Source organism: Bradyrhizobium guangzhouense, assembly GCF_004114955.1.
GTDB classification, from domain to species: Bacteria; Pseudomonadota; Alphaproteobacteria; order Rhizobiales; family Xanthobacteraceae; genus Bradyrhizobium; species Bradyrhizobium guangzhouense.
Genome location: NZ_CP030053.1, coordinates 2,171,394 through 2,193,912, shown reverse-complemented (window position 1 = coordinate 2,193,912; position 22,519 = coordinate 2,171,394). Strand labels below are relative to the sequence as shown.

General features: G+C 63.7%; 25 protein-coding genes. 18 read left to right on the top strand and 7 right to left on the bottom strand.

The window, feature by feature from the left end:
- Positions 1–28 precede the first annotated feature (28 nt).
- Positions 29–874 carry an S-formylglutathione hydrolase gene (fghA, locus tag XH91_RS10535; RefSeq protein WP_128950540.1) on the top strand — a complete coding sequence of 282 codons (846 nt, stop codon included), beginning with the start codon at positions 29–31 and terminating at the stop codon, positions 872–874.
- Between the two features lie 65 nt (positions 875–939).
- Here the strand turns inward: fghA and XH91_RS10530 are convergent, their stop codons facing one another.
- On the bottom strand, positions 940–1,440 hold the full coding sequence (locus tag XH91_RS10530; protein ID WP_128950539.1) for a DUF3280 domain-containing protein: 501 nt from the start codon (positions 1,438–1,440) through the stop codon (positions 940–942).
- A gap of 128 nt (positions 1,441–1,568) precedes the next feature.
- Between XH91_RS10530 and XH91_RS10525 the strand changes: the two genes are divergently transcribed.
- From XH91_RS10525 to XH91_RS10500, 6 genes are all read left to right on the top strand, one after another.
- Entirely contained in the window at positions 1,569–2,750 is a 1,182-nt protein-coding gene (locus XH91_RS10525; protein WP_128950538.1) for an ABC transporter substrate-binding protein, read from the top strand.
- 206 nt (positions 2,751–2,956) lie between these two features.
- On the top strand, positions 2,957–3,913 hold the full coding sequence (locus XH91_RS10520) for a YVTN family beta-propeller repeat protein (protein WP_430648545.1): 957 nt from the start codon (positions 2,957–2,959) through the stop codon (positions 3,911–3,913).
- A complete protein-coding gene (locus tag XH91_RS10515) occupies positions 3,910–4,716 on the top strand; it encodes an ABC transporter ATP-binding protein (protein WP_128950537.1) in 807 nt (268 codons plus the stop codon). The genes XH91_RS10520 and XH91_RS10515 overlap by 4 nt, the downstream gene beginning before the upstream one ends.
- Positions 4,713–5,561, top strand: a complete 849-nt coding sequence (locus XH91_RS10510; protein ID WP_128950536.1) for an ABC transporter permease — start codon at positions 4,713–4,715, stop codon at positions 5,559–5,561. Before XH91_RS10515 ends, XH91_RS10510 begins: the two co-directional genes overlap by 4 nt.
- Positions 5,558–6,172 (top strand): hypothetical protein, encoded by a 615-nt coding sequence (locus XH91_RS10505; protein ID WP_128950535.1) that lies wholly within the window; start codon positions 5,558–5,560, stop codon positions 6,170–6,172. The genes XH91_RS10510 and XH91_RS10505 overlap by 4 nt, the downstream gene beginning before the upstream one ends.
- A gap of 149 nt (positions 6,173–6,321) precedes the next feature.
- Positions 6,322–6,621 (top strand): copper-binding protein, encoded by a 300-nt coding sequence (locus XH91_RS10500; RefSeq protein WP_128950534.1) that lies wholly within the window; start codon positions 6,322–6,324, stop codon positions 6,619–6,621.
- A 114-nt stretch (positions 6,622–6,735) separates the two neighbouring features.
- Here XH91_RS10500 and XH91_RS10495 read toward each other — a convergent pair whose 3' ends face one another.
- Both XH91_RS10495 and XH91_RS10490 read right to left on the bottom strand, forming a co-directional pair.
- Positions 6,736–7,308 carry a PQQ-dependent catabolism-associated CXXCW motif protein gene (locus tag XH91_RS10495; protein ID WP_128950533.1) on the bottom strand — a complete coding sequence of 191 codons (573 nt, stop codon included), beginning with the start codon at positions 7,306–7,308 and terminating at the stop codon, positions 6,736–6,738.
- Positions 7,305–8,183, bottom strand: coding sequence for a substrate-binding domain-containing protein (locus XH91_RS10490; protein WP_128950532.1), 879 nt, complete (start codon positions 8,181–8,183; stop codon positions 7,305–7,307). Before XH91_RS10490 ends, XH91_RS10495 begins: the two co-directional genes overlap by 4 nt.
- Positions 8,184–8,312: 129 nt before the next feature.
- On the opposite strand from XH91_RS10490, the gene XH91_RS10485 reads away from it, so the two are divergent.
- A complete protein-coding gene (locus XH91_RS10485; protein ID WP_164934165.1) occupies positions 8,313–9,239 on the top strand; it encodes a quinoprotein relay system zinc metallohydrolase 2 in 927 nt (308 codons plus the stop codon).
- A gap of 110 nt (positions 9,240–9,349) precedes the next feature.
- Entirely contained in the window at positions 9,350–10,168 is an 819-nt protein-coding gene (locus XH91_RS10480) for a quinoprotein dehydrogenase-associated SoxYZ-like carrier (RefSeq protein ID WP_128950530.1), read from the top strand.
- A 100-nt stretch (positions 10,169–10,268) separates the two neighbouring features.
- On the opposite strand, the gene XH91_RS10475 is transcribed toward XH91_RS10480, so the two are convergent.
- Entirely contained in the window at positions 10,269–10,628 is a 360-nt protein-coding gene (locus XH91_RS10475) for a hypothetical protein (protein WP_128950529.1), read from the bottom strand.
- 87 nt (positions 10,629–10,715) lie between these two features.
- Here XH91_RS10475 and XH91_RS10470 point away from each other — a divergent pair, with 87 nt between their 5' ends.
- Genes XH91_RS10470 through XH91_RS10455 form a run of 4 tightly spaced genes read left to right on the top strand, consistent with a single transcriptional unit; the run spans position 10,716 to position 13,530 of the window.
- Complete coding sequence (locus XH91_RS10470; protein WP_245477297.1) at positions 10,716–11,690, top strand: ABC transporter substrate-binding protein; 975 nt, start codon at positions 10,716–10,718, stop codon at positions 11,688–11,690.
- A 1-nt stretch (position 11,691) separates the two neighbouring features.
- Positions 11,692–12,429 carry an ABC transporter permease gene (locus tag XH91_RS10465; protein WP_128950527.1) on the top strand — a complete coding sequence of 246 codons (738 nt, stop codon included), beginning with the start codon at positions 11,692–11,694 and terminating at the stop codon, positions 12,427–12,429.
- Positions 12,419–13,129: an ABC transporter ATP-binding protein gene (locus tag XH91_RS10460; protein ID WP_164934164.1), complete on the top strand. Its 711-nt coding sequence runs from the start codon at positions 12,419–12,421 to the stop codon at positions 13,127–13,129. Before XH91_RS10465 ends, XH91_RS10460 begins: the two co-directional genes overlap by 11 nt.
- A 47-nt stretch (positions 13,130–13,176) precedes the next feature.
- Positions 13,177–13,530, top strand: coding sequence for a hypothetical protein (locus XH91_RS10455; RefSeq protein ID WP_128950525.1), 354 nt, complete (start codon positions 13,177–13,179; stop codon positions 13,528–13,530).
- 10 nt (positions 13,531–13,540) lie between these two features.
- Here the strand turns inward: XH91_RS10455 and XH91_RS10450 are convergent, their stop codons facing one another.
- Positions 13,541–13,750: a hypothetical protein gene (locus tag XH91_RS10450; protein ID WP_128950524.1), complete on the bottom strand. Its 210-nt coding sequence runs from the start codon at positions 13,748–13,750 to the stop codon at positions 13,541–13,543.
- Between the two features lie 213 nt (positions 13,751–13,963).
- On the opposite strand from XH91_RS10450, the gene XH91_RS10445 reads away from it, so the two are divergent.
- A complete protein-coding gene (locus XH91_RS10445; RefSeq protein ID WP_164934163.1) occupies positions 13,964–15,028 on the top strand; it encodes an efflux RND transporter periplasmic adaptor subunit in 1,065 nt (354 codons plus the stop codon).
- Positions 15,018–18,197: an efflux RND transporter permease subunit gene (locus XH91_RS10440; protein WP_128950523.1), complete on the top strand. Its 3,180-nt coding sequence runs from the start codon at positions 15,018–15,020 to the stop codon at positions 18,195–18,197. Before XH91_RS10445 ends, XH91_RS10440 begins: the two co-directional genes overlap by 11 nt.
- A 196-nt stretch (positions 18,198–18,393) precedes the next feature.
- On the opposite strand, the gene pqqA is transcribed toward XH91_RS10440, so the two are convergent.
- Positions 18,394–18,474 (bottom strand): pyrroloquinoline quinone precursor peptide PqqA, encoded by an 81-nt coding sequence (gene pqqA / locus XH91_RS10435; protein WP_012029362.1) that lies wholly within the window; start codon positions 18,472–18,474, stop codon positions 18,394–18,396.
- 171 nt (positions 18,475–18,645) lie between these two features.
- Positions 18,646–19,038 carry a lanmodulin LanM gene (lanM, locus tag XH91_RS10430; RefSeq protein WP_128950522.1) on the bottom strand — a complete coding sequence of 131 codons (393 nt, stop codon included), beginning with the start codon at positions 19,036–19,038 and terminating at the stop codon, positions 18,646–18,648.
- 338 nt (positions 19,039–19,376) lie between these two features.
- On the opposite strand from lanM, the gene XH91_RS10425 reads away from it, so the two are divergent.
- From XH91_RS10425 to XH91_RS10415, 3 genes are read left to right on the top strand one after another with little or no spacing between them, the layout of a single operon-like run.
- On the top strand, positions 19,377–21,041 hold the full coding sequence (locus XH91_RS10425; RefSeq protein ID WP_128950521.1) for a methanol/ethanol family PQQ-dependent dehydrogenase: 1,665 nt from the start codon (positions 19,377–19,379) through the stop codon (positions 21,039–21,041).
- A gap of 9 nt (positions 21,042–21,050) precedes the next feature.
- Positions 21,051–21,407, top strand: coding sequence for a c-type cytochrome (locus XH91_RS10420; RefSeq protein ID WP_128950520.1), 357 nt, complete (start codon positions 21,051–21,053; stop codon positions 21,405–21,407).
- Positions 21,404–22,354 (top strand): substrate-binding periplasmic protein, encoded by a 951-nt coding sequence (locus tag XH91_RS10415; RefSeq protein ID WP_128950519.1) that lies wholly within the window; start codon positions 21,404–21,406, stop codon positions 22,352–22,354. Before XH91_RS10420 ends, XH91_RS10415 begins: the two co-directional genes overlap by 4 nt.
- Positions 22,355–22,519: the final 165 nt, after the last annotated feature.

Sequence of the window (22,519 nt, the reverse complement as noted above, 5' to 3'; positions counted from 1 at the left end):
GTGGTAAAATGCCACGGAGCTATCAGGCATGACGATCCAGACTGTCTCGACCAACAGATCCTATGGCGGCGTGCAGGGCGTGTACCGCCATGCCAGCCAGGCGACCGGAACCGACATGGTGTTCTCGGTCTATGCGCCCCCGCATGCCGAGGGCGCCAAGCTGCCCGTGGTCTGGTATCTCTCCGGTCTCACCTGCACCCACGCCAATGTCACCGAGAAGGGCGAATTCCGCAAAGCCTGCGCCGAGCTTGGCCTGATCTTCGTCGCCCCCGACACCTCGCCGCGCGGACCCGACGTTCCCGGCGATGCCAACAATGCCTATGATTTCGGCCTGGGGGCCGGCTTCTATGTCGATGCCACGCAAGAGCCGTTCGCGCGCAATTACCGCATGTGGAGCTATGTCACCGACGAATTGCCCAAGATAGTATCGGGAAATTTTCCCGTCGATGCCAAGCGGCAATCGATCATGGGCCATTCCATGGGCGGCCACGGCGCGCTGACGGTCGCGCTGCGCAACCCGCACCGCTATCGCGCCGCCAGCGCCTTCGCCCCGATCGTGGCGCCGTCACAGGTGCCGTGGGGCATCAAGGCGCTCACGGGTTATCTCGGGCCGAACAAGGACGCCTGGCGCAACCACGATACGGTGGCGCTGATCGAGGACGGCGCGAAATATTCCGGCTTCCTGGTCGATGTCGGCGAGGCCGACAATTTCCTGAAGGAACAGCTCAAGCCCGAGCTGCTGCAAGCGGCCTGCGCCAAGGCCAACATCGAGCTGACGCTGCGCCGCCAGCCGGGCTATGACCACAGCTATTATTTCATCTCGACCTTCATGAGCGATCATCTGCATTGGCATGCGGAGAGGCTGAAGGGGTGAGGTTTGCGCGCCAAGCAAACGCCGCCTTCTTCCTTCTCCCCTTGCGGGAGAGGGTAAAAACCTACTCACGGCCTGCCGTAATTCGGCGCCAGCAGGCGGTTGCGGATCAGGTAGCTCATCGTGCGCGTCCAGGATTCATCGGTGTTGCCGCGCATGTCGGCACTCGCCGCGGTGATCATGGCGCCGGTCTTGACGTCACGCAGATAGATGTTGAGGTTGATGATCAGGTTCGAGACCTTTTGCACCATGCCTGTGATCTCGAGGTCAGCGCCTAATTGTCCGGCAAGCTTGAGGTCGCAGCCGCCGCAGGCCTGCAGATTGCTGTGAATGGCGGCATCCCTGACCGGCGCGATGTCCAGCACCTGGAACTTGCCTGAATCGGTCAGTTCCTTGCGGAGCTGCTCGCTGATATGCGCAAGCCGCACTTCCTCCGGCTTCGAACCATAGAATTCGCCGGGCAGGCTGGTGTCGATCAGCTCGAAATCGAACACGGCAAGCTTCGGCGGCTCGGCGGCTGCCTGCGACCCCATCAGCAGCAAAGCTGCGATACATATCAGCGCTCGCATGATCGTGATTCCGATCCTCATGTCGCGACGACCAAATGCGGGGTTGCAAGCCCGGCCAAATCGGTCATGCTTGAAGAGAAACAATTCTCCACCTGCGGTCAAGCCGGGGAGGGCGTTGCGGAGGAAGCATGATCCGATGGTTGCTCGGCCCGATCGGCCTGTGTCTGGTGGCGGCGCAAGCGCTCGCGGCCGACCCTGTTACGATCGGCGTCGGCTATCTCGGTGTCGCCGGCGCCAGATCGACGCTGTCCCTGGTCGAGCAGCCGGCCGAGAATGACGGCGTCGCGGGCGCCAAGCTCGCGATCGAGGACAACAACACCACCGGAAAATTCCTGGGCCAGCGTTTCACGCTGGAAGAGCACCGCATCAAGGAGGGAGAAGATCCGGTCCAGGCTGCGACCGCGCTCGCCGAGAAGAACGGCTTCATCGTCGCCGACCTGCCGGCCGATGCACTTCTGAAGGTGGCCGACGCGTTGCGTGACCGCGGCACGCTGCTGTTCAACGCCGGCGCCATCGACGAGCGGCTCCGCGAAGCCGATTGCCGCGCCAATGTCATCCACACCGCGCCGACGCGGTCGATGCTGGCGGATGCGCTCGGCCAGTACCTGGTGTGGAAGAAATGGTCGCGCTGGCTGCTGGTGGTGGGCTCGCATGACGAGGACAAGCTCTACGCCGATGCGCTCCGGCGCGCCGCGACGCGGTTCGGCGCCAAGATCGTGCAGGAGCGTACCTTCGAGGACACCGGCGGGGCACGCCGCACGGATTCCGGCGTCACGCTGATCCAGCGCCAGATTCCGGTGTTCACGCAACAGGCCCCCGCCTATGACGTGCTGGTTGCCGCCGACGAGAGCGAGGTGTTCGCCGCCTATCTGCCCTACCGCACCTGGGACCCCCGCCCCGTTGCGGGCTCGGCCGGCCTCGTGCCGCGCAGCTGGGACGCGGCGCAGGACCAGTGGGGCGCGACGCAGATGCAGAACCGCTTCATGAAGCTGAACGCGCGCCGCATGACCGCGCTCGACATGCAGGCCTGGACCGCGGTGCGCATGATCGGCGAAGCGACTTCGAGGACCAATTCCGGCGACGTCAAGAAAGTCACCGACTTCATCAAGGGACCGAATTTCGAGGTCGCCGCCTTCAAGGGCACAAGGCTTACCGTGCGCGACTGGAATCTCCAGCTCCGCCAGCCGATCCTGCTGGTCGACGGCCGCATGGTGGTGTCGGTCTCGCCGCAGGAAGGCTTTCTGCACCAGGTCTCCGAGCTCGACACGCTCGGCTACGATCGCCCGGAGAGCAAATGCAAGCTGAAGTAAACCTTTGTGCGATGAGCTCGAGCTGCGGCCGTAACGACGCTGCGCCCGCTCCCCCGCTTGCGGGCGAGGGTTGGGGAGAGGGTGTCTCCGCAGGCGATAGCCCCCAAGAGGAGAGAACCCTCACCCGCATCGCATCTATCGATGCGATGCGACCTCTCCCGCAAGCGGGAGAGGTGAAACCAGCCCGCGGACAGATATCGCACATCTTGGGAGCAGCGTCGATATTCGCCCTAACGCTCGCCGCCACGCCCGCGCAGGCCTTCATCGCCTATGTCTCGAACGAGAAGAGCAACACGGTGTCGGTGATTGACACCGACAGCTGGACGGTGACCAAGACCGTCAAGGTCGGCCAGCGTCCGCGCGGCATCGAGTTCACGCGCGACGGCAAGTTCGTGATGGTCGCGGTCGGCGACGACGACACGATCCAGGTGATCGACGCCAAGACGCAAGGCGTGGTGGACACCCTTCCCTCCGGCCCCGACCCCGAATTGTTCACCCAGGATGCCGCCGGCAAGACGCTCTATGTCGCCAACGAGAACGACAACACGGTGACCGTGATCGACCTGGAGAAACGCGCCCGTCTCGGCGACATCCAGGTCGGCGTCGAGCCCGAGGGCATGACCATCAGCCCCGACGGCAAGACCCTGATCAACACGTCTGAGACGACCAACATGGCGCATTTCATCGACACGTCGTCGCGCCAGATCGTCGCCAACGTGCTGGTCGATCCGCGGCCGCGCTTTGCGGAGTTCAAGCACGACGCCTCCGAATTGTGGGTGTCGTCCGAGATCGGCGGCACGGTGTCGATCGTCGATCCCGTCAAGCATGAGGTGATCGGCAAGGTCGTCTTCGAGATCCCGGGGCTGCGGAAAGAAGCGATCCAGCCGGTCGGCATCGGCATGACCAAGGACGACAAGACCGCCTTCGTCGCGCTCGGACCCGCCAACCGCGTCGCGGTGGTCGACACCGCCACCCGCAAGGTGACCAAATATCTCCTGGTCGGCCAGCGCGTCTGGCACATGGCGTTCACGCCGGACGAAAAATACCTGCTCACCACCAACGGCGTCTCCAACGATGTCTCCGTCATCGACGTCGCCGCGCAAAAGGTGATCAAGACCATTCAGGTGGGCGAGCTGCCCTGGGGCATCACGATCGCGCCATGACAAGTCCCCTCCCCATCGCCGAACCACGCGAGACGCCACGGCCCGATCCCGCCGCGGTGCCGGCGCTGTCGATCGACGGTGTCAGCCATGCCTACGGCCCGCGCCGGGCGCTGATCGACGTCTCCTTCAAGGTGCAGCCGGCGAGCTTCACCGCCCTGCTCGGCCTCAACGGCGCCGGCAAGAGCACGCTGTTCTCGTTGATCACGCGGCTGTTCGGCATCCAGACCGGCCGTATCGGCATCTTCGGCCATGACATCGGCAAGAGTCCCGGCGAAGCGCTGCGCCTGCTCGGCGTGGTCTTCCAGCCGCGCACGCTCGATCTCGACCTGTCGCTGACGCAGAACCTGCTCTATCACGCCGCGCTGCATGGCATCAGCCGCCGCGAGGCCGCCGCGCGCAGCGCCGAGCTGCTCGCGCGCATTGGGCTCGAGGACCGCGCCGGCAGCAAGGTGCGCGATCTCTCCGGCGGGCAGATGCGACGGCTGGAGATCGCGCGCGCGCTGCTGCACCGGCCGCGATTGCTGCTGCTGGATGAGCCGACCGTCGGTCTCGACGTCAAGGCGCGCGCCGACATCATCAGCCATGTCCGCCAGCTCGTCACCGAGCAAGGCATCGGTGTGCTCTGGGCCACGCATCTGTTCGACGAGATCATGCCCAGTGACGACCTCGTGGTGCTGCACCAGGGCAAGGTGCTGGCGCAGGGGCCGATGGGTCGCGTCATCAGCGAATCAGGCGCGCAGGACGTCAACACCGCCTTCATGCGCCTGACAGGTGCGCAAGCGATGCCGGGAGGCGGCGCATGAGCAGCATCGCCACGCGCGAGGCACCACGCGGCTTCTCCGCCGCGGAATATATGACCTGCCTGACCGGCATCGTCTGGCGCGAGGGCCTGCGTTTCCTGCATCAGCGTGAGCGTTTCGTCTCGGCGCTGGTGCGGCCGCTGGTCTGGCTGTTCATCTTCGCCGCCGGCTTCCGCCAGGTGCTCGGCATCTCCATCATCCCGCCTTACGAGACCTACATCCTCTATGAGGTCTTCATCGCGCCGGGGCTGATGGCGATGATCCAGCTGTTCAACGGCATGCAGTCCTCGCTCTCGATGGTCTATGACCGGGAGATGGGCAATATGCGCACGCTACTGGTGAGCCCGCTGCCGCGCGGCTTCCTCCTGTTCTGCAAGCTGCTCGCGGGCACCGCGGTGTCATTGCTCCAGGTCTATGCGTTCCTGATCATCGCCTGGTTCTGGGACATCACGCCACCGCCGATCGGCTACCTCACCGTGCTTCCGGCCCTGATCCTGTCGGGGCTGATGCTGGGCTCGCTGGGCATGCTGATCTCCTCCGGCATCAAGCAGCTGGAAAACTTTGCCGGCGTGATGAACTTCGTCATCTTCCCGATGTTCTTTGCGTCCTCGGCGCTCTATCCGCTCTGGCGGGTGCAGGAGGGCAGTCCCTATCTCTACTATGTCTGCCAGGCCAATCCGTTCACCCATGCGGTCGAGCTGATACGGTTTGCGCTGTACGGACAGATCAACTGGATCTCGCTCGCCGTGGTTGGCGGCTGCACAATCGTCTTCATGACGGCAGCGATTTTCGCCTATGATCCGTCGCGCGGGCTGGCGCGGCGCGGGCCCGCGGGAGGCGAAGGATGACGGTTCGGACAGTTGCCATGGCGGCTCTCGCGTTCGCGGTCTCCGCCACCGCCGCGCGCGCCGCCGATCCGCGCTTTCCCAACTGGCCGTGTGCGCAGGCCAAGGTTCCGGAGATTTCACTAGCCGCGGTGTGGGCCGGTCCGGAGCTCGGTGACGCCGAGACCAAGTGGAAGGACGACAGCAAGATCAGCGCGCTGGTCTCCAAGCTCGCGGCGCGCAAAACGCCGCTGGACGAGGCCGAGAAATCGGTGAAGGACTTTTTGGCCGGCTCGGCCGCCGACAAGAGCACCAACGCAAAGCTGCTGTTCGCCGGCCTGTTCGACACGCTGAACGCCCAGCGCTCCCAGGTCATGAGCGGGCTCGAGCGCGTCAGCCACAAGCAGCGCGAGGCCGCCGACAAGATCCGCGAGGAGACCATCCAGCTCCAGGCGCTCCAGGATGCCACGCCGCGCGACGACACCAAGGTCGACGCCATGAGCAACCAGCTGATCTGGGAGACCCGCATTTTCGAGGACCGCCGCAAGGTGGTGCGTTTCGTCTGCGAGGTTCCGACCACGATCGACCAGCGTCTGTTCGCGCTCGGCCGGGTGATCCAGCAGGAAATGGAATAGCGCGATCTTTAAAACGTCAGTCCTGCTGACGGCTTTCATGAAAGTTCCTGCGGTATCAACGCGATCATTAATGTTTGCCGCGCTATCTGCCGGAACCAAATCGATCTAGGATGGCTTGTCCCGTGAATTGCAAACGCCGGGAGGCCTCGATGGGAACAGCAAGATTCATCCTCGCAAGCGCTGCGGCCATCACCGTACTCACGACAAGCGCCTTTGCTGACGACATGACCGGAATGGTCACCAGCATCAACAGGCTCAACAACACGATCTCGATTCAGGAGATGCAGAAAGGTACGGTCGGCGGCAGTGCCGGCGGTGCCGGCGCGCTCCAGCAGTACAAGGCCAAGGACGCCGCGATGCTGGATGCCGTCCATGCCGGCGACAGGGTGACGTACACCGCGACCGATATGGATGGATCGAGCACGCTGACGAAGTTGCAGAAGCAGTAGGGCGACGCTTTACCCACATCGTCATTGCGAGCGCAGCGAAGCAATCCCGAGTCTCTCAACGGTGAGATTCTGGATTGCTTCGCTGCGCTCGCAATGACGGGGAAAGAGTTGGGCCTACTGCTCGGGCCGCGGCTCCGGCTGCGCTTCCTCCGTCGGCAACTTCGCATGCTCCCAGCCGTCAGTGCCCTCAGGATACCAAGCAATGTTGGAATAGCCGTACGCCAGCGCGCGCTTGGCGGCGTTCCAGGACATCCAGCAGTCCGCGAGGCAATAGATCACGAGCAGCGCGGCCGTGTCGCCGTGCGAGGCGTGTGTTAGGCCCCGGCGAAAATAGTCATCCATCGCCGGCGGCAACGCGCCATAGCCTGTGTCCGGTAGCCAGATGCTGCCCGGAATGTTTCTGCGCGGCGTATCGCGCCACACGGTGCCTGCGGGGAGATTCTTCGGCTTCGGTGCGCGCGGAAGCACATCGATGAAAGCACCGCTCTTCGACCGCCAGATCGTCTCCGCGTCCGCCGTCGTCAGCACGCGCGCGCCTTCCAATGTCGCCGGCACCGGCGCGCGGTAAACGTCGGTGCGATAGCCTTCCGGCTCGAACGGCTCTTGCTGCCGCGCCTGATCTTGCTGCGCCGACACCGCCGCCGCCAGCATGGCGGCGACCAGCGCTGCGGCGAGAGGCCATCTCATGGCGCCTTCTTGGCCGCCTCCACGCCGAGCGGCCGGTCATTTTCGTCCAGCAGAGGCACACCGAAATCGAGCAGGATCTTGTTGATCTCGCCCTGATTGTCCTGGATCAGCTTGTTGAGCTGCCGCTTCCAGTTCTGATCGGCGACACGCACGCCCATGCCGATGCGATAGACCAGTTTTGGGCCCGTGGTTTCCTTCACCAGCGGCGTCACGTGCAGCGAGCCGGCTTTCTTGGCGTAATATCCCGCCATCGGCCCCCACAGCACGCCGGCATCGATTTTCCCCGAGGTGAGATCGTCGATCATCGCCTGCGCCGAATTGTCGTAGCGCGTGTCGATCATCAACGGATAGGGCTTGGCGTCGCTCATCAGCCCGGCGATCGCCATGTTGGTCGCAGGCGGCGTACCGGCAATGATACCGACATGCTTGCCCTTCAGCCTTGGATCCTCGAGCGTGTCGACATCCTCGAGCCCACCGCCGGCCTTGGCCACCATCGCATAGGTGGTGCGGTAATAGGGATTGGTGCCTTGCACGATGTCGTCACCCTGCGGAAAGCCCATGATGACGTCGCACCGATGCGCGCCCAGCGTCATGCGCACGAAGCCCGTCGCTTGTGGGAAAAACACATAGTCGAGCTTCTTGCCGAGCTTGTCGGCGAACAACTCGGCAAGCTTGTTCTCGATGCCCTCGCCCTTCTCGTTGGAGAACGGCATGTTGCGCGGATCGGCACAGACCCGCAGCACCTTGGGATCGACCAGTTCGAACGAGAGATCGCCACCATCACTCGTCTGCGCGCGGGCGAGGTCGCCGATCGCACAGGACGCCGCCATCACACACAGTGAAAACAACCAGCGACGATGTCGTCCGGCCTCCATCGCGCTTCCTCCTCATTTCCCTCGAGTGGTATCCATGCAAATCAGGACGCACCCTCTTTTGTTTGCCAAACTTGGTGTTGGCTCGTTGTGTTGCAGTGCATCAGGCAAATCCTGAACTGGGGCGGAAAAGTGTCGCAGCTCATTTCAAAGATCGCAGCCCTATCTCTGCTTGGACTGGCGACGCTAGCACGCGCCTGGGCGGCCGAATTGCCTGTAAGCGAAGTCGCGAGCGGAATCTTCGTGCACTCCGGGGCCATCGCCCTGATGACCCGCGAGAACGAGGGCGATATCGCCAATGTCGGCTTTATCATCGGTGAGGATGCGGTGGCCGTGATCGACACCGGGGGCAGCCTTCGCGAAGGCGAGGCGCTGCTCGCGGCTGTACGGGCCCACACCAGGAAACCGATCCGCTACGTCATCAACACCCACGGCCATCCCGACCATGTCTTCGGCAACGCCGCCTTCGTGGCCGATGGAACCAGCTTCGTCGGCCACAGCAAGCTGCCGCAGGCGCTCGCGACGCGCGGGCCGTATTATCTCGACAATTTCCGGCGCATCATGGGCGCGGAGCTGATCGACCCCGTAAAGATCGTGCCGCCGACTTTGCTCGTGAAAGGCACGATGACGCTCGATCTCGGATCCCGCCTGATCACCTTGCGGGCGTGGCGGGCCGCGCACAGCGACAGCGATCTGACCGTGTTTGACGAGACCACGAAGACGCTGTTCGCGGGCGACCTCGTCTTTCTCCGCCACATTCCGGTGATGGACGGCAGCATTCTCGGCTGGCTTGGACTGATGAAGGGGCTCGAGGCCGTTCCGGCGGTCCGCGTCATTCCCGGTCACGGTCCGGTGAGTAGCTGGCCTGCCGCTTTGGCCGATGAACGGCGTTATCTCTCGGTGCTGCTGTCGGATGTCCGTGCGTCGAACCAGAAGGGCGAGACGATCCGAAATGCCGCCGATAAGGCCGCCGCGACCGAGCGATCGCATTGGGAACTTTTTGACGATTACAATGCCCGCAACGCAACTGCAGCATTTTCTGAAATTGAATGGGAGTAGCGGGCGCGCTACGTTGGGATCAGCCACGCTGACCCAGTGGGATCAGCTACGCTACCCAGTGGGATCAGCTACGCTGACCCAGACTGCTTCGACCGTGCGAGACCACGACCATGACGGGATGCACACGCCGCCTGACCCTGATCGCCGCGCTGCTCGGCATCGCCTTTGCTGCACCTGCCAGCGCCGAAGAGGCATACGATCCCTGGCCCGGCCTGGTGCAGGACATCTTCAACAACCGTCCGATGAACGACGGCACCGACGTCATCGCGATCGAGATGCCCTATCGCGCCGAGGATGCGGCGATCGTGCCTGTGACGCTGCGCAGCAAGCTGTCGCCCGCAGACAGCCGCCGCATCCGCTCGATCACGCTGGTGATCGACCGCAACCCGGCGCCGATGGCAGCAAAGTTCGATCTCGGGCCGGATGCCAATGTCAGCGAAATCTCCACGCGCGTGCGCGTCAACAATTACACTGACGTACACGCGGTCGCCGAGCTCAGCGACGGCCAGCTCTATGTCTCCAAGACCTATGTGAAGGCGTCAGGTGGCTGCTCGGCACCAGCCGGGAAAAACGCCGAGGAGGCCAAGAACCACCTCGGCCAGATGCGCTATCGGCAATTCGCGCGCGAGGATGCGCCGGCAAGCCGCATCCGTGAAGCCCAGATCATGATCGGCCATCCCAACAATTCCGGCCTGCAGATGGATCAGGTGACCCAGCTCTATATTCCCGCCTTTTTCATCAATCAGCTGAAGCTGACCCAGGACGACAGTCCCGTGCTGTCGATGGAAGGCGGCATCTCGATCTCCGAAGATCCCAACCTGCGCTTCACCTATGTCTCCAACGGCGCGAAGCGATTCCGCGCGGAGGCCAAGGACACGGACGGGCACGTGTTCAGGAACGAGTGGGACGTGGAGAAGTCTGGGACTTAGTAGTCAAGCCGTCATTCCGGGGCGATGCGAAGCATCGAACCCGGAATCTCGAGATTACGGGTCTGGTCCTTTGGACCATCCCGGAATGACGGGCGCTAAATCAGAAACATCTCACCTCGGCCTCAGCCTGCGCCCGGCGCAGATCATTCACGGCCGCGTTCGCCTGCTCGGACGTCCGGAACTGGGTGCCGAGATTGCCGCGAACCTGGGACATGCTGAGCGCGGTCTCGGCAGTGACGTAGCGTTCATAGGGCACGATCGAGGCGACCACGTCGATCGAGCAGGAGCATTGCTCGATCGCCTGCCGCGTCTCGCCATTGGCTTTCATGCAGCCATAGACATACTCCGCGCGCGCCGAGGTCGGATAATCATTGGCCTCCTCGGCCCTGGCCGCATACGCGCTCGCTCCGAGCACGACCACGACGGCGACAACAGGTCGTACCCGTCCCGCAAAACTCATGAGCGTCCTCCCGCTGGTTGCGATGGAAGCTATGCTATGCGTATTGTCCTGAAAAGCACTCTGTCCGGGGAAATGGCTCACAAGGTGATGAGAGATTTGGCACGAACAATAGTGCTGCTGATGCTGCTGGCAGTGGGCACGCCGGCCCATGCCGCCGACACCATCCGCCTTGCGGTGCAGAAGACCGGAACGTTCTCCTGGGAACTGGCGACGATCCGCCAGGCCGGGCTCGACAAGGAGGCCGATCTGTCGCTGGAGGTCACCGAGCTTGCGAGCCCCGAGGCTGGCAAGATCGCGCTCCGCGCCGGCAATGCCGACATCATGCTGTCGGATTGGCTCTGGGTGTCTCGCGAGCGTGCACTCGGCGCCAAGCTGACCTTCTATCCCTATTCCAGCGCGCTCGGCGCGGTGATGGTGCCGGCATCCTCGCCGATCAAGACGCTCGCCGATCTGAAGGGACGCAAGCTCGGCGTCGGCGGCGGCCCGATCGACAAGAGCTGGCTGCTGCTGCAGGCACGGATGAAGCAGGACGGCATCGACCTCAAGTCGGATGCGACCATCGTCTATGGCGCGCCGCCTCTGATCGCCGCTAAGGCGCTCGACGGCGAGATGGATGCGAGCTTGAATTTCTGGAATTTCTGCGCCCAGCTCGAGGCCAAGGGCTTCAGGCGCCTTGCGGGTATCGAGGAGATCCTGCCGAAACTCGGCGCCAAGGGCGCGGTCTCCGCCGTCGGCTATGTCTTCGATGAGAGCTGGGCCGCGAGCCATCGCGACGCCGTGGCGCGCTTCATCGCCATGACCCGCAAGGCCAAGCAGCTTCTGGTCACCTCCGACGCGGCCTGGGACAAGATCGCCCCGCTCACCGGCACGGCCGATCCCGCCATGCTGAAGACATACCGCGACCGCTATCGCGACGGCATTCCACGCCGGAGCATCAATGACGAGGAGGCGGATGCGCGCGTGCTCTATCGCGTGCTGGCCGAGATTGGCGGTCACGATCTGGTGGGACCGGCGGCGGAGGTCGATCCCGGCACTTTCTATCACGCCGTGCCCGGAGACTGAGGTGCTGCGCCTTCTTTCGATTGCCCTGTTGCTTGCGATCTGGTGGACGGCCGCGCTGTTCGTCGGCGGTGCAAAACTGCCCTCCCCGCCCGTCGTGCTCCACGTCATCATCGCGGAAGCAGCATCGGGCGCGCTGTTCCTGCATCTCGGCGCCACGCTTGCGCGCGTCGCGCTCGCCTTCGTGCTGGCGATGTCGCTCGGCAGCGCCATCGGCTATCTGATGGGACGGGTGAAGCTCGCCGACCGGCTCGGCGATCCCTGGCTGATCCTGCTGCTCAATCTGCCAGCGCTGGTGGTGATCGTGCTGGCCTATATCTGGGCGGGGCTCACCGAGGCCGCAGCGATCGCCGCGATTGCCATCAACAAGCTGCCGACCGCGGTCGTCACCTTGCGCGAGGGCACGCGCGCGCTCGACCGTTCTCTCGACGAGATGGCGACCGTCTTTGCGATGCCGCGTTGGCGCGCGTTCCGCCATGTCGTGCTGCCCCAGCTTGCACCCTATATAGCGGCCTCCGCCCGCTCCGGCCTGTCGCTGGTGTGGAAGATCGTGCTGGTCGCTGAACTCTTGGGGCGGCCGAACGGCGTCGGTTTCGAGATTGGCGTCGCCTTCCAGCTGTTCGACACGCCTCGCCTGCTCGCCTATTCTCTCACCTTCGCCGCGGTCGTGCTCGTCATCGAGACGGCGCTGGTGCAGCCGTTCGAGGCCCGTGCAACGCGGTGGCGGCCCCGTGCGGCTTGAGGTCGAGATCACAGGCAAGACCTACCGGAGCGCTGCGGGCGGATCGCACCAGGTGCTGGCGCCACTGAAATTCGCTCTGCAGTCCGGCGAAGTTGGCGTGCTCATCGGCCCGTCCGGCTGCGGCAAGAGCACGATGCTGCGCATCATCCTCGGACTCGACCGCGACTTCGACGGCCGCGTCGCGCGCCCACCGGAGGCGCGGATCGGCATGGTGTTCCAGGAGCCGCGGCTGCTACCGTGGCGCTCGGTCGAGCAGAATGTGCGGCTGGCTGCGCCTGATGTCACCGATGCCAAGCTGGCGGAGCTGTTCAGGATCCTCGAGCTGGAGGCGCACCGCAGCCATTTCCCCGGCGAATTGTCGCTGGGTCTCGCCCGCCGCGTCGCGCTTGCGCGCGCCTTCGCGGTCGAGCCCGACCTGCTCGTGCTCGACGAGCCCCTCGCCTCGCTCGACGATGCGCTCGCCGGCCGCCTGCGCGACGAGATCGCGACGCTGGTGGCAAGCCGTCCCGTGATGACGCTGCTCGTCACCCATAGTCTCGACGACGCCATCCGCCTCGGGGACCGCCTGTTCTTCCTGTCGCCCCGCCCCGCACGCATCGTGCAGGAGGTCCCGATCTTGACTCCGCGCGCAGAGCGCAGCGAGGTCGAGCTCGCCAGGATCAGGGCGGAGCTTGCGGCCTTGCTGCTTGAATCGAAATGAGAACTCGTGGTCAATTACGTCCAATGAGACAAGTCGGGGAGGTCACCATGCGCCGTCAGCTGATTGCGGCAGGCATCCTTTTGGTTGCGATGCCGGGTGCGGCGCTTGCGCAGACCAAGGGCAAGGGCGTCAGGCTCTGGAATTTGACCAGCGAGACGATCTCCGGCTTCCAGCTCGCGCCATCAGGCAAGACTGACTGGGGCCCGAACCAGTGCCTGAACGACAAGGACAAGGAGGTCGACCACGACGAACGCTTGCGCATCACCGGCGTCGAGCCCGGCCGTTATGATGCCAAGGTCAGCTATCCCAATTCCCGGCAATGCATCGTCCGCGACATCGAGATCAAGGCGGACGCAGTTTTCTCGATCGCCGACAAGGATTTGAAGGAGTGCACGAAGTAGCGCTCGCGCATCACGCCTTGTCATGCGTATGCGGATACTCGCAGCGCCAGCGCACCGCCTGCCATTTCGGGTGATCGCCGATCCATTGCGCGATATAGGGCGGCGCGGCCATGGAGCATTGCGCCGGTGAGCCGCCGAAGTTGAAGACCAGATGCTGCTCCTCGCAGGTCGCGGGCGAGAGCAGCGCACACACAGTCACCACCAGATCGATCGGGTTCATGCCGAGAATCCTTCAGGGATCGAAGAAAACTACCATAAAAACCTACGTCCTGGGCAGTCAGAAGTTTCAAATGGGCGCGAGCCATGCGAGGCAACGGTTACGGCTTCGCCGCCATACGCACCTGGGTTGCCCGAAGTGACAGAGGTGCAGCCGGTGCCTTGCCGCCTGTCAATTTCGCCAATAAGCTGGTTCCCGACAACTGCTAACAGGCTGATGGCTCTTACGGAAACCTCCCGCCGCGGCGTCGCGGCCACAGTCTGCGTGCTGGTGCTTTTGGCCAGCACCTGGGCTGTCACGGGTTACGTCCGGCGAGCTGCTGCCGAGACGCCGTCCGACAAATCGAATTCTGCCCGCACGGCGCCTTCCGGCACTGCAGACAGCGACCAGCCCGTGGTCAAGTTGACGCCAAGCCAGCAAACACAGATTGGGCTCGAAACCGCGCTCCTGGAAGCGGCGCCACATCCGGAGCAATTCCGCGCCTATGGTGCCGTGCTCGATATCTCCCGCATCACGGAGCTCACCAACAACTACGCCAATGCGCAAGCTCAACTCCAGACAGCGCAGGCTAAGCTCGAAGTCGCCAGGAGCGCATACGACCGCACCAAGAATCTCGTCGACTCCGCCGCCCTTCCGAAGAAGGAAGCCGAGACCGCGGAGGGAACGTTACGCGTCGACAAGGCCGCACTGGCCGGCGCGGAATCGCAGCTCAGAACTCTCACCGCAACGGCACAGCAGGAATGGGGGCCGGTCATCGGCCGGGGAATCGTCGAGCGCTCGCCTGCCGTTGTCAAACTGATCGAGCGCGACCAGTTGCTGGTTCAGGTGACACTGCCGCCCGGCGTGACCGTCACCGGCACTCCGGGAACGGCTCTGGCGCAGGCACCGACGCGGAATGCCAATATCGATCTCCAGTACATCTCTCCGGCAACGCGCACCGACCCTCGTATTCAGGGATTGAGCTATTTCTTCTCCGTGCCGGGGGACAGCGGCCTGCTGCCGGGCATGAACACCACTGTCTATGTGCCGTCAGGTAACACCTATGAGGGTGTGTTCATCGAGGACACCGCGATCGTGCGATGGCAGGGGCGATCGTGGGTTTACCTGCGCGTGAGCCCCGACAGCTTCCGGCGGCACCCGATCAGCATGGATCAGCCGGTCTCGGACGACGACTATGTCGTCCGAGACATTCCATCCGGATCCGAAATCGTCATGCGCGGAGCGCAGGTCCTGTTGTCCGAGGAGGCCAAGAGCGAGCTTCGGGGCGGCGATGACGACTGATGACATCGGCTCCGGCAGGTCGGGGCCGCAAGCCGCTCTCGTCGCATTCGCCATCCGCTTCCGAGGCATCGTGCTGGCGCTTTCCTTTGCTCTGCTGGGCTACGGCTTGTTCGCGATCGGCGAAGCCAAATACGGGGTCTTTCCCGAATTCGCCCCACCTCAGGTGACGATACAAACCGAAGCTCCCGGCCTCAGCCCGGAGCACGTCGAGATCCTGGTCACGCAGCCGATCGAGACTTCGATCAACGGCCTGGCCGGCGTCGAGAGTCTGCGGTCGTCATCGATCCAGGGCCTCTCGGTCGTAACCGTCGTCTTCCAGCCGCGCAGCGATATCTACCGGGCGCGACAATTGGTGACGGAACGTCTCGCGGTCGTCGCCGCGCGACTGCCGCAAGGCGTTCAACCGCCGTCGATGACGCCATTGACCCCACTTGCCGGCACGGTACTGGTCATCGGCTTGACGTCCGACAAGCGATCGCTGATGGATCTGCGCACCATCGCGGACTGGACCGTGGCACGACGGCTGCTGGCCGTGCCGGGCGTGGCGCAAGTCTCGACTTACGGCAAGGACGTCAGGTCTTTGCAGGTTCAGGTCCGTCCGGATGACCTGATCCGCTTTCGCGTCGGCATGAACGATGTGCTGGCCGCCGCGCGTAAGGCCACAGGCGTGCGCGGCGCCGGGTTCATCGACACCGCCAATCAGCGCATCACGCTGCAAACCCAGGGCCAGTCACTGACGCCCGACCAACTTGCCCGCACCGTCCTTCTGCACGAAGGCGGCGCCAGCGTCGTCCTCGGCGACGTCGCCACTGTCGTAACCGCTCCCGAACCGCCGATCGGCGCCGCCCTCATTGACGGCGCACCTGGCATCATGCTCATGGTCAGCCAGCAATATGGCGCGAATACACGAGAGATCACCACGCGCGCCGAAGCCGCGCTGCAGGAGCTGCGTCCCGGCCTCGAGGCCGACAACGTCAAGCTATATGCGGACATATTTCGTCCCGCCAGCTTCATCGACGCCGCAACGAAGAACGTCCTCAACGCCCTGTTGATCGGCGGGGCGCTGGTCGTCGTCGTCCTTTTTCTCTTCTTGTTCGACTGGCGCACCTCGATCATCAGTTGCACTGCTATCCCCCTGTCATTGATAGCGGCCGTACTCGCGTTGCAATGGATGGGCGAGACTCTGAACACGATGACTCTGGGCGGCCTCGCGATCGCGATCGGCGAGGTCGTCGATGATGCCGTCATCGGTGTCGAAAACGTCGTGCGCCGGTTGCGCGAAAATCGTCGGGCGACAGTGCCGAGGCCCGAGCCTCGCGTCGTGCTCGACGCCTTCCTCGAGGTGCGCACCGCGGTCGCTTATGCGACGTTTGCGGTGTTGCTGGTCTTCTTTCCGGTTTTGGCCCTTTCCGGCATTGCCGGCCGCCTGTTCGCCCCCCTGGGTATCGCTTACATCCTCGCCGTGATCGCCTCGCTCGCGGTCGCCCTCACGGTGACGCCGGCGCTCTCCATGCTGCTCCTCGTCGGCAGAAGCAACACGGAGCGCCTGCATGAACCGCCTGCGGTGCGATGGTCGCGTCGCCATTACCAGGCCCTGCTGCGTCATATCGGCCGTTTTCCGAAGCTCGTGATGGCGGCCGCCGCGGCTATCACGATCGCCGGCGCAGCGATGTTGCCCTTCTTCGGCGGAACCTTCCTGCCGGATCTGCGTGAAGGCCATCTGATCTTGCACGTCTCGGCGATTCCCGGGACCTCGCTCGACGAATCCCTTCGCATCGGGAAACTGATGACGGACGCGCTGCAACATATCCCCGGCATCCGCAGGGTCGCGCAGCATGCAGGACGGGCCGAGGCCGGCATCGACACCGTTGGTCCGCACTCCAGCGAGTTTGAGGTCGATCTGGAACCGGAGCTCTCGGGCCGGCAGCAATCCGAAGCCGAAGCACGCATCAGGGCAGCTCTGGCCGACTTCCCGGGAATTTCTTTCTCCAGCAAGACCTATCTGACGGAGCGCGTGGAAGAGACCGTCTCTGGCTTCAGCGCAGCTGTCGTCATCAACATCTATGGGCCTGATCTCGACTCACTCGACCGCGCCGCGCGCGACGTCGCGCGCGAACTCGACGAGGTCGGCGGCGCGGCCGACGTGCAGCGGCGAACTCCGCCGGGCATGCCGCAGGTCAATGTGACGCTTCGCCCGACCGATCTGCAACGTTGGGGGCTCGATGCGGTCGAGGTGCTCGAGCTGGTGCGCACGGCCTATCAGGGCGACATCGTCGGACAGGGATACGAAGGCAATGCCGTCTTCAATGTGATCGTGATTCTCGATGCGCATGTCCGAGCGCGGCTCACCCAGATCGGAGACTTGCCGGTGCGCACGCCGAGCGGAGCCTACATTCTGCTCAAGCAGATCGCCGACGTCTACGAAACCTCCGGACGGTATCAAATCCAGCACCAGAACGCGCAGCGCGTTCAGACGGTCACGTCGAATGTCAACGGACGCGACCTCGAATCCTTCGTGGCGGCCGCCAAACGAAAACTGGCTCGTGAGGTCACGCTACCGACCGGTGCCCGCCTCGAATTTGCCGGAGCCGCCGAGGCCCAGGCCCGGTCTCGGCGCGATCTCATCGTCAACTTCCTGCTGGCCGGAACGGGCATCATCATTCTCCTTGCCATGGTCACCGGCCATTGGCGCAATCTGTTGCTGGTCATGATCAACTTGCCATTTGCCTTCGTCGGCGGAGTGTTCGCCTTGGCGCTGACGGGTGGCCTGCTTTCGCTCGGATCGATGGTCGGCTTTGTCACGCTGTTCGGGATCACGCTGCGCAACTCCATCCTCATCATCTCTCACTACGAACATCTCGTCCTGGTCGATGGTCGCGTCTGGGACCTCGATACCGCGATCGAAGGCGCGGCTGACCGCCTCGTTCCGATTCTGATGACGTCCCTTGTCACAGGCCTGGGATTGCTGCCACTCGCGATCGGCGCGGGAGAGCCCGGACGTGAAATCGAGGGACCCATGGCGATCGTCATCCTCGGAGGATTGATGACGTCGATGGCGCTTAGTCTGTTGGTCCTGCCGACCCTGGCGCTTCGATATGCGCGTTTCAAGAACCATCCCGATGGGGCGCAGAAGCACGACGATACGCAGCTTCAAACGCAGCCACACTGACCGGGTGCCGGCGAAAGGCGGAGCGCGGAAAACGCAGGACGTATTTGGCGGGAGAGGACCGAGCCCAAGCTCGATCAGACGTGGCTTTTCATGAATGGCAGGTCGGCGCGAGCCACATGACGGGGCGCGACCGCAATTCCGACACTACCACGGCTTCGAGGGCATCTGCGATCGAAGCCGTGGCAGGTCGTCAGTCTTACTTGCGCGCTGCGCAGGCGTACATGTTGATTTCCATGCCGACCGGCACTTCGACGATCTTCGGAGCTTTCCAGGCCATTCGGGGTCTCCCCAAGTATTGAGCGCGACATCGCGCCGGGCAAAACCTAGGGCTGCCTCAAGCACAGCGCAAGTCTGGAATCGGACCGCAAACACCGCGAAGTATCGAATAACACGCGCAAATTTCACTCTCGGGCAAATCGTCTTCGCTCCCAGTCAAGCGCTGACGACCTCAGCGCAACAATTGCAGCAATGCGCGACCTGCACGCGAATGCAGCTCCTTGGCGTCGAGCGTGCCGTCCTTGTCGGGATTCGCCGCATTGAAGCGCTGCTCCACAACGGCGAGATATTCATCGAGCGTCAGCGTGCCGTCGTGATCGGGGTCCGCGGCGGCGAGTTCTTTCGCCGTTAACCGTCCGCGCAGTTCGCGTACATCGAGCGTGCCATCATGGTCCGGATCGAGCTTGGCGAACAGCGCGGCTGCGGCCTTCTTCACCTCGGCCAGATCGAGCGTGCCGTCATTGTCGGTGTCGAACATTTTGACGGCGGTGCCGGAGGCCGACCAGGCCGGACCGGACAGCGCAGTGAGCGTGAGCGCAAGTGCAACTGAGCGACGCGATATCATTCTGACCTCCCTGACCAAGGGCCCGATTCGCCGGGCTCGCGACAACATAAGTCGGCAAGACGGCCGCAGTTCAAGTCCGCAATTGCAACGTGCGCACTGCACAACCGGCAGAACCGGGACTGTCCAGGCGACCGCTCATCGCAGGCCTTGCATCATGCCGCGGAATTTTTTCAGCGTCTGCGCGCAAGTCGGAGTTTGTTCGTCAGTTTCCTCCAGGTGACCGCGTCTGGAATCCAACATATCGGTAGCGTGCTTTCGACTTTCGTATTGACCTGTTTTGCTTTCCGACAGAGTGTTGCGATCGCAGCGTCAAAAGGCGCGCATATTGGGAGGAACGGATGAAACGCTTTGCGATGGCCGCGAGCCTCGTCATATCCGCATGCTCGGTTGCGAGCGCACAGACGACCGATCAACTGGTCAAGGGCGCAACCGATACGTCGAACGTTCTCAACTACGGCATGGGCTACAATCTTCAGCGCTTCTCGACGCTGAACCAGATCAACAGGGATACGATCAAGAATCTCGTCCCGGTCTGGAACTACTCCCTCAACGACGATCGCAGCGAGGAATCGCAGCCGCTGGTGTATCAGGGCGTGATCTACGTGACCTCTCACAACGCGACCATGGCGGTGGACGCCAAGACCGGCAAGCAGATCTGGAAATCCAAGATCGAATATCCGGCAGAGACCCCGCGCATCGTCTGCTGCGGCATCATCAACCGCGGCGGCGCACTGTTCGACGGCAAGCTGTTCCGCACCACGCTCGATGCCAACGTGATTGCAATCGACATCAAGGACGGCAAGGAGCTGTGGCGACAGAAGGCGGCCGACATCAAGGAAGGCTACTCGATGACGGTCGCTCCGCTGGTCGCCGACGGCGTCGTCATCACCGGCATTTCCGGTGCCGAATTCGGCACCCGCGGCTTCATCGACGGCTGGGATCCGGCAACGGGCAAGCACCTCTGGCGCACCCACTCGATCCCCTCGCCGGACGAGCCCGGCGGCGACACCTGGAAGGGCGACACCTGGAAGCTCGGCGGCGGCTCGACCTGGATCACGGGGTCCTATGATCCCGAGCTGAACACCGTGTATTGGGGCATCGGCAATCCCGGCCCGTTCAACGCGGCCGTGCGTCCCGGCGACAATCTCTACACTTGCTCCGTGCTGGCGATGGATCCCAAGACCGGCAAGATCAAGTGGCACTACCAGTTCTCGCCGAACAATCCGTTCGACTATGACGCGGTGGCCGAGATGGTCCTCGCCGACATGAATGTCGAGGGCAAGCCGACCAAGGTGCTGATGGACGCCAACCGCAACGGCTTCTTCTACGTGCTCGACCGCACCAACGGGAAGTTGCTCGCCGCCAATCCTTACGTGAAGGTGAATTGGGCGACCGGCGTCGACCTGAAGACGGGCAAGCCGATCGAGACCGACGTCGTCAAGGATGCTCGCGACGGCAAGAAGGTCACCGTCTATCCGTCGATCCTCGGCGGCAAGAACTGGGAGCCGATGTCGTTCAACCCGCAGACGGGCCTTGCCTACGCCAACACGCTCGCCTTCGGCGGCAAGTACAAGTCGGAGCCCGTCACCTTCAAGCAGGGTGAATGGTATCTCGGCATGGACCTGACCGATCCCTGGGAGTGGGGTGACGGTGCGCGCGGCCATCTGAAGGCGATCGATCCGATGACCGGCAAGGCGAAGTGGGAGGCGGCCAGCGACATTCCGCGCTTCTCCGGCGTGCTGTCGACGGCGGGCGGCGTCGTGTTCACGGGTGCGCTGACCGGCGAGTTCGAGGCCTTCGATGCCGACACCGGCAAGAAGCTCTGGCAGTTCCAGACCGGCTCCGGCATCGAGGGACAGCCGGTGACCTGGCAGCAGGACGGCGTGCAATATGTCGCCGTCACGTCTGGCTACGGCGGCGTCTACTCGCTGTTCTCCGGCGACGAACGGCTGGCCAAGGTGCCGCCCGGCGGCTCGCTGTGGGTCTTTGCGGTGAAGCAGTAACGGCGAGACATTTTGAGGCACATATCTCACAAGACGGTGGCGATCCTCGCCACCGTCGCGGTGCTGACGGTCGCGCTTGCGGCGACCGTTCGTGCCGCGGATGATTCGAACGGCAATCCGCTGCAGGCGCAGATCGACCACGGCAAGTCGACCTATGCCGAAAAATGCTCGCACTGCCACGGCCCCAATTTGATGAACTCCGGCACCATCACGCCTGATCTGCGCGCCTTCCCTGATGACAAGACGCGCTTCGTCACCACCGTGAAGAACGGCAAGAACAACAGGATGCCGCCCTGGGGCGATATCCTGAACGACGATGACATCGGCGATCTCTGGGCCTTCATCTCGAGCCGGAGGAAGCCATGAGGGACCGGCTTGCGGCGCTCGCGCTGCTGACGATGCTCGCAACTCCGGCGACGGCGGCCTGGACAGCGGCTTGGACGCCAGCCTGGGCGGCCGAACCCCTCGCCATCTGTCTCGACGAGGATCGCCCGCCGCTCTCGGCGCATCGCAAGGGCAAGCCGGATTCGGGCTTCGACGTGCTGCTGGCGCAGGCGATCGCGGAGCGGATGGGGCGGCAGCTCAGGATCCAATGGTTCGAGAGCAAGCTGGATGAGGATTCGAGCCCGCAGCTCGAGGCCAATGCGTTGCTGTCCGACGGCCGCTGCTCACTCGTCGGCGGCTACGCGTTGACGACGGATGCGCTGGTCAAGCCCGGCATGAAGACGGCGCGCCTGCCGGATTTCTCCGGCGCCACGCGTGACGACCATCGCCGCCGCGTCGCACTCGGCGTGCTGGCGCCGACCAAGCCTTACGTTTATTCGCCGATGACGGTGGTCCTTGGGCCGAAGGCGCGCGAGCGCAAGGTTGCCGATATCGGCGATCTCGCCGGGCTTCGCCTCGCGATCGAAAGCGGCTCTCTCGGCGACGCCATCCTCATGACGTTCGACAAGGGAAAGCTGATCGACAATATCACCCATCTCGTTCCCGGCCGCGACGACCTCCTGGGCGCGCTCAATCGTGGCGATTATGACGCGACCCTGATCGACCTTGCCCGCTACGACGCCCATCGCGCCGCGCATCCTGACACCGCCATCACCGCCTCCGGCTATTATTATCCGATCGGCGCCAATCGCGGCTATGTCGGGCTCGACGGCGATCCCGCCTTGATCGAGGGCGTCAACACGGCGCTGACGGATCTAGCCGCCGAGGGCAGGATCGCCGAATTCGGCAAGCAGGCCGGCCTCACCTATCTGCCGCCGCGCGAGCCCGCGATCCTCGGCGATGTCTGGACGAAGATCATTCAGCGGTGAGGACGTCATGCAGAGGCGCCATGCAGCGCCGCTCTCCCGTGTCATGCCCCGCGTAGGCGGGGCATCCAGTACGCCGCGGCCTGTCGGGTCAATCCCTGCCGCCTCGGAGTACTGATCGCCCGGTCAAGCCGGGCGATGACAGCGTGAGTGAGGCAAGATGTCAGC

What these genes read in the sequence shown, in the direction of transcription:
- XH91_RS10475 (WP_128950529.1), bottom strand. Translation starts at nt 10,628, where the DNA reads ATGAGTTTTGCGGGACGGGTACGACCTGTTGTCGCCGTCGTGGTCGTG.
- XH91_RS10500 (WP_128950534.1), top strand. Translation starts at nt 6,322, where the DNA reads ATGGGAACAGCAAGATTCATCCTCGCAAGCGCTGCGGCCATCACCGTA.
- XH91_RS10440 (WP_128950523.1), top strand. Translation starts at nt 15,018, where the DNA reads ATGACGACTGATGACATCGGCTCCGGCAGGTCGGGGCCGCAAGCCGCT.
- XH91_RS10455 (WP_128950525.1), top strand. Translation starts at nt 13,177, where the DNA reads ATGCGCCGTCAGCTGATTGCGGCAGGCATCCTTTTGGTTGCGATGCCG.
- XH91_RS10445 (WP_164934163.1), top strand. Translation starts at nt 13,964, where the DNA reads ATGGCTCTTACGGAAACCTCCCGCCGCGGCGTCGCGGCCACAGTCTGC.
- pqqA (WP_012029362.1), bottom strand. Translation starts at nt 18,474, where the DNA reads ATGGCCTGGAAAGCTCCGAAGATCGTCGAAGTGCCGGTCGGCATGGAA.
- XH91_RS10450 (WP_128950524.1), bottom strand. Translation starts at nt 13,750, where the DNA reads ATGAACCCGATCGATCTGGTGGTGACTGTGTGTGCGCTGCTCTCGCCC.
- XH91_RS10480 (WP_128950530.1), top strand. Translation starts at nt 9,350, where the DNA reads ATGACGGGATGCACACGCCGCCTGACCCTGATCGCCGCGCTGCTCGGC.
- XH91_RS10415 (WP_128950519.1), top strand. Translation starts at nt 21,404, where the DNA reads ATGAGGGACCGGCTTGCGGCGCTCGCGCTGCTGACGATGCTCGCAACT.
- XH91_RS10515 (WP_128950537.1), top strand. Translation starts at nt 3,910, where the DNA reads ATGACAAGTCCCCTCCCCATCGCCGAACCACGCGAGACGCCACGGCCC.
- XH91_RS10425 (WP_128950521.1), top strand. Translation starts at nt 19,377, where the DNA reads ATGAAACGCTTTGCGATGGCCGCGAGCCTCGTCATATCCGCATGCTCG.
- lanM (WP_128950522.1), bottom strand. Translation starts at nt 19,038, where the DNA reads ATGATATCGCGTCGCTCAGTTGCACTTGCGCTCACGCTCACTGCGCTG.
- XH91_RS10505 (WP_128950535.1), top strand. Translation starts at nt 5,558, where the DNA reads ATGACGGTTCGGACAGTTGCCATGGCGGCTCTCGCGTTCGCGGTCTCC.
- XH91_RS10490 (WP_128950532.1), bottom strand. Translation starts at nt 8,183, where the DNA reads ATGGAGGCCGGACGACATCGTCGCTGGTTGTTTTCACTGTGTGTGATG.
- XH91_RS10530 (WP_128950539.1), bottom strand. Translation starts at nt 1,440, where the DNA reads ATGCGAGCGCTGATATGTATCGCAGCTTTGCTGCTGATGGGGTCGCAG.
- XH91_RS10470 (WP_245477297.1), top strand. Translation starts at nt 10,716, where the DNA reads ATGAGAGATTTGGCACGAACAATAGTGCTGCTGATGCTGCTGGCAGTG.
- fghA (WP_128950540.1), top strand. Translation starts at nt 29, where the DNA reads ATGACGATCCAGACTGTCTCGACCAACAGATCCTATGGCGGCGTGCAG.
- XH91_RS10495 (WP_128950533.1), bottom strand. Translation starts at nt 7,308, where the DNA reads ATGAGATGGCCTCTCGCCGCAGCGCTGGTCGCCGCCATGCTGGCGGCG.
- XH91_RS10525 (WP_128950538.1), top strand. Translation starts at nt 1,569, where the DNA reads ATGATCCGATGGTTGCTCGGCCCGATCGGCCTGTGTCTGGTGGCGGCG.
- XH91_RS10510 (WP_128950536.1), top strand. Translation starts at nt 4,713, where the DNA reads ATGAGCAGCATCGCCACGCGCGAGGCACCACGCGGCTTCTCCGCCGCG.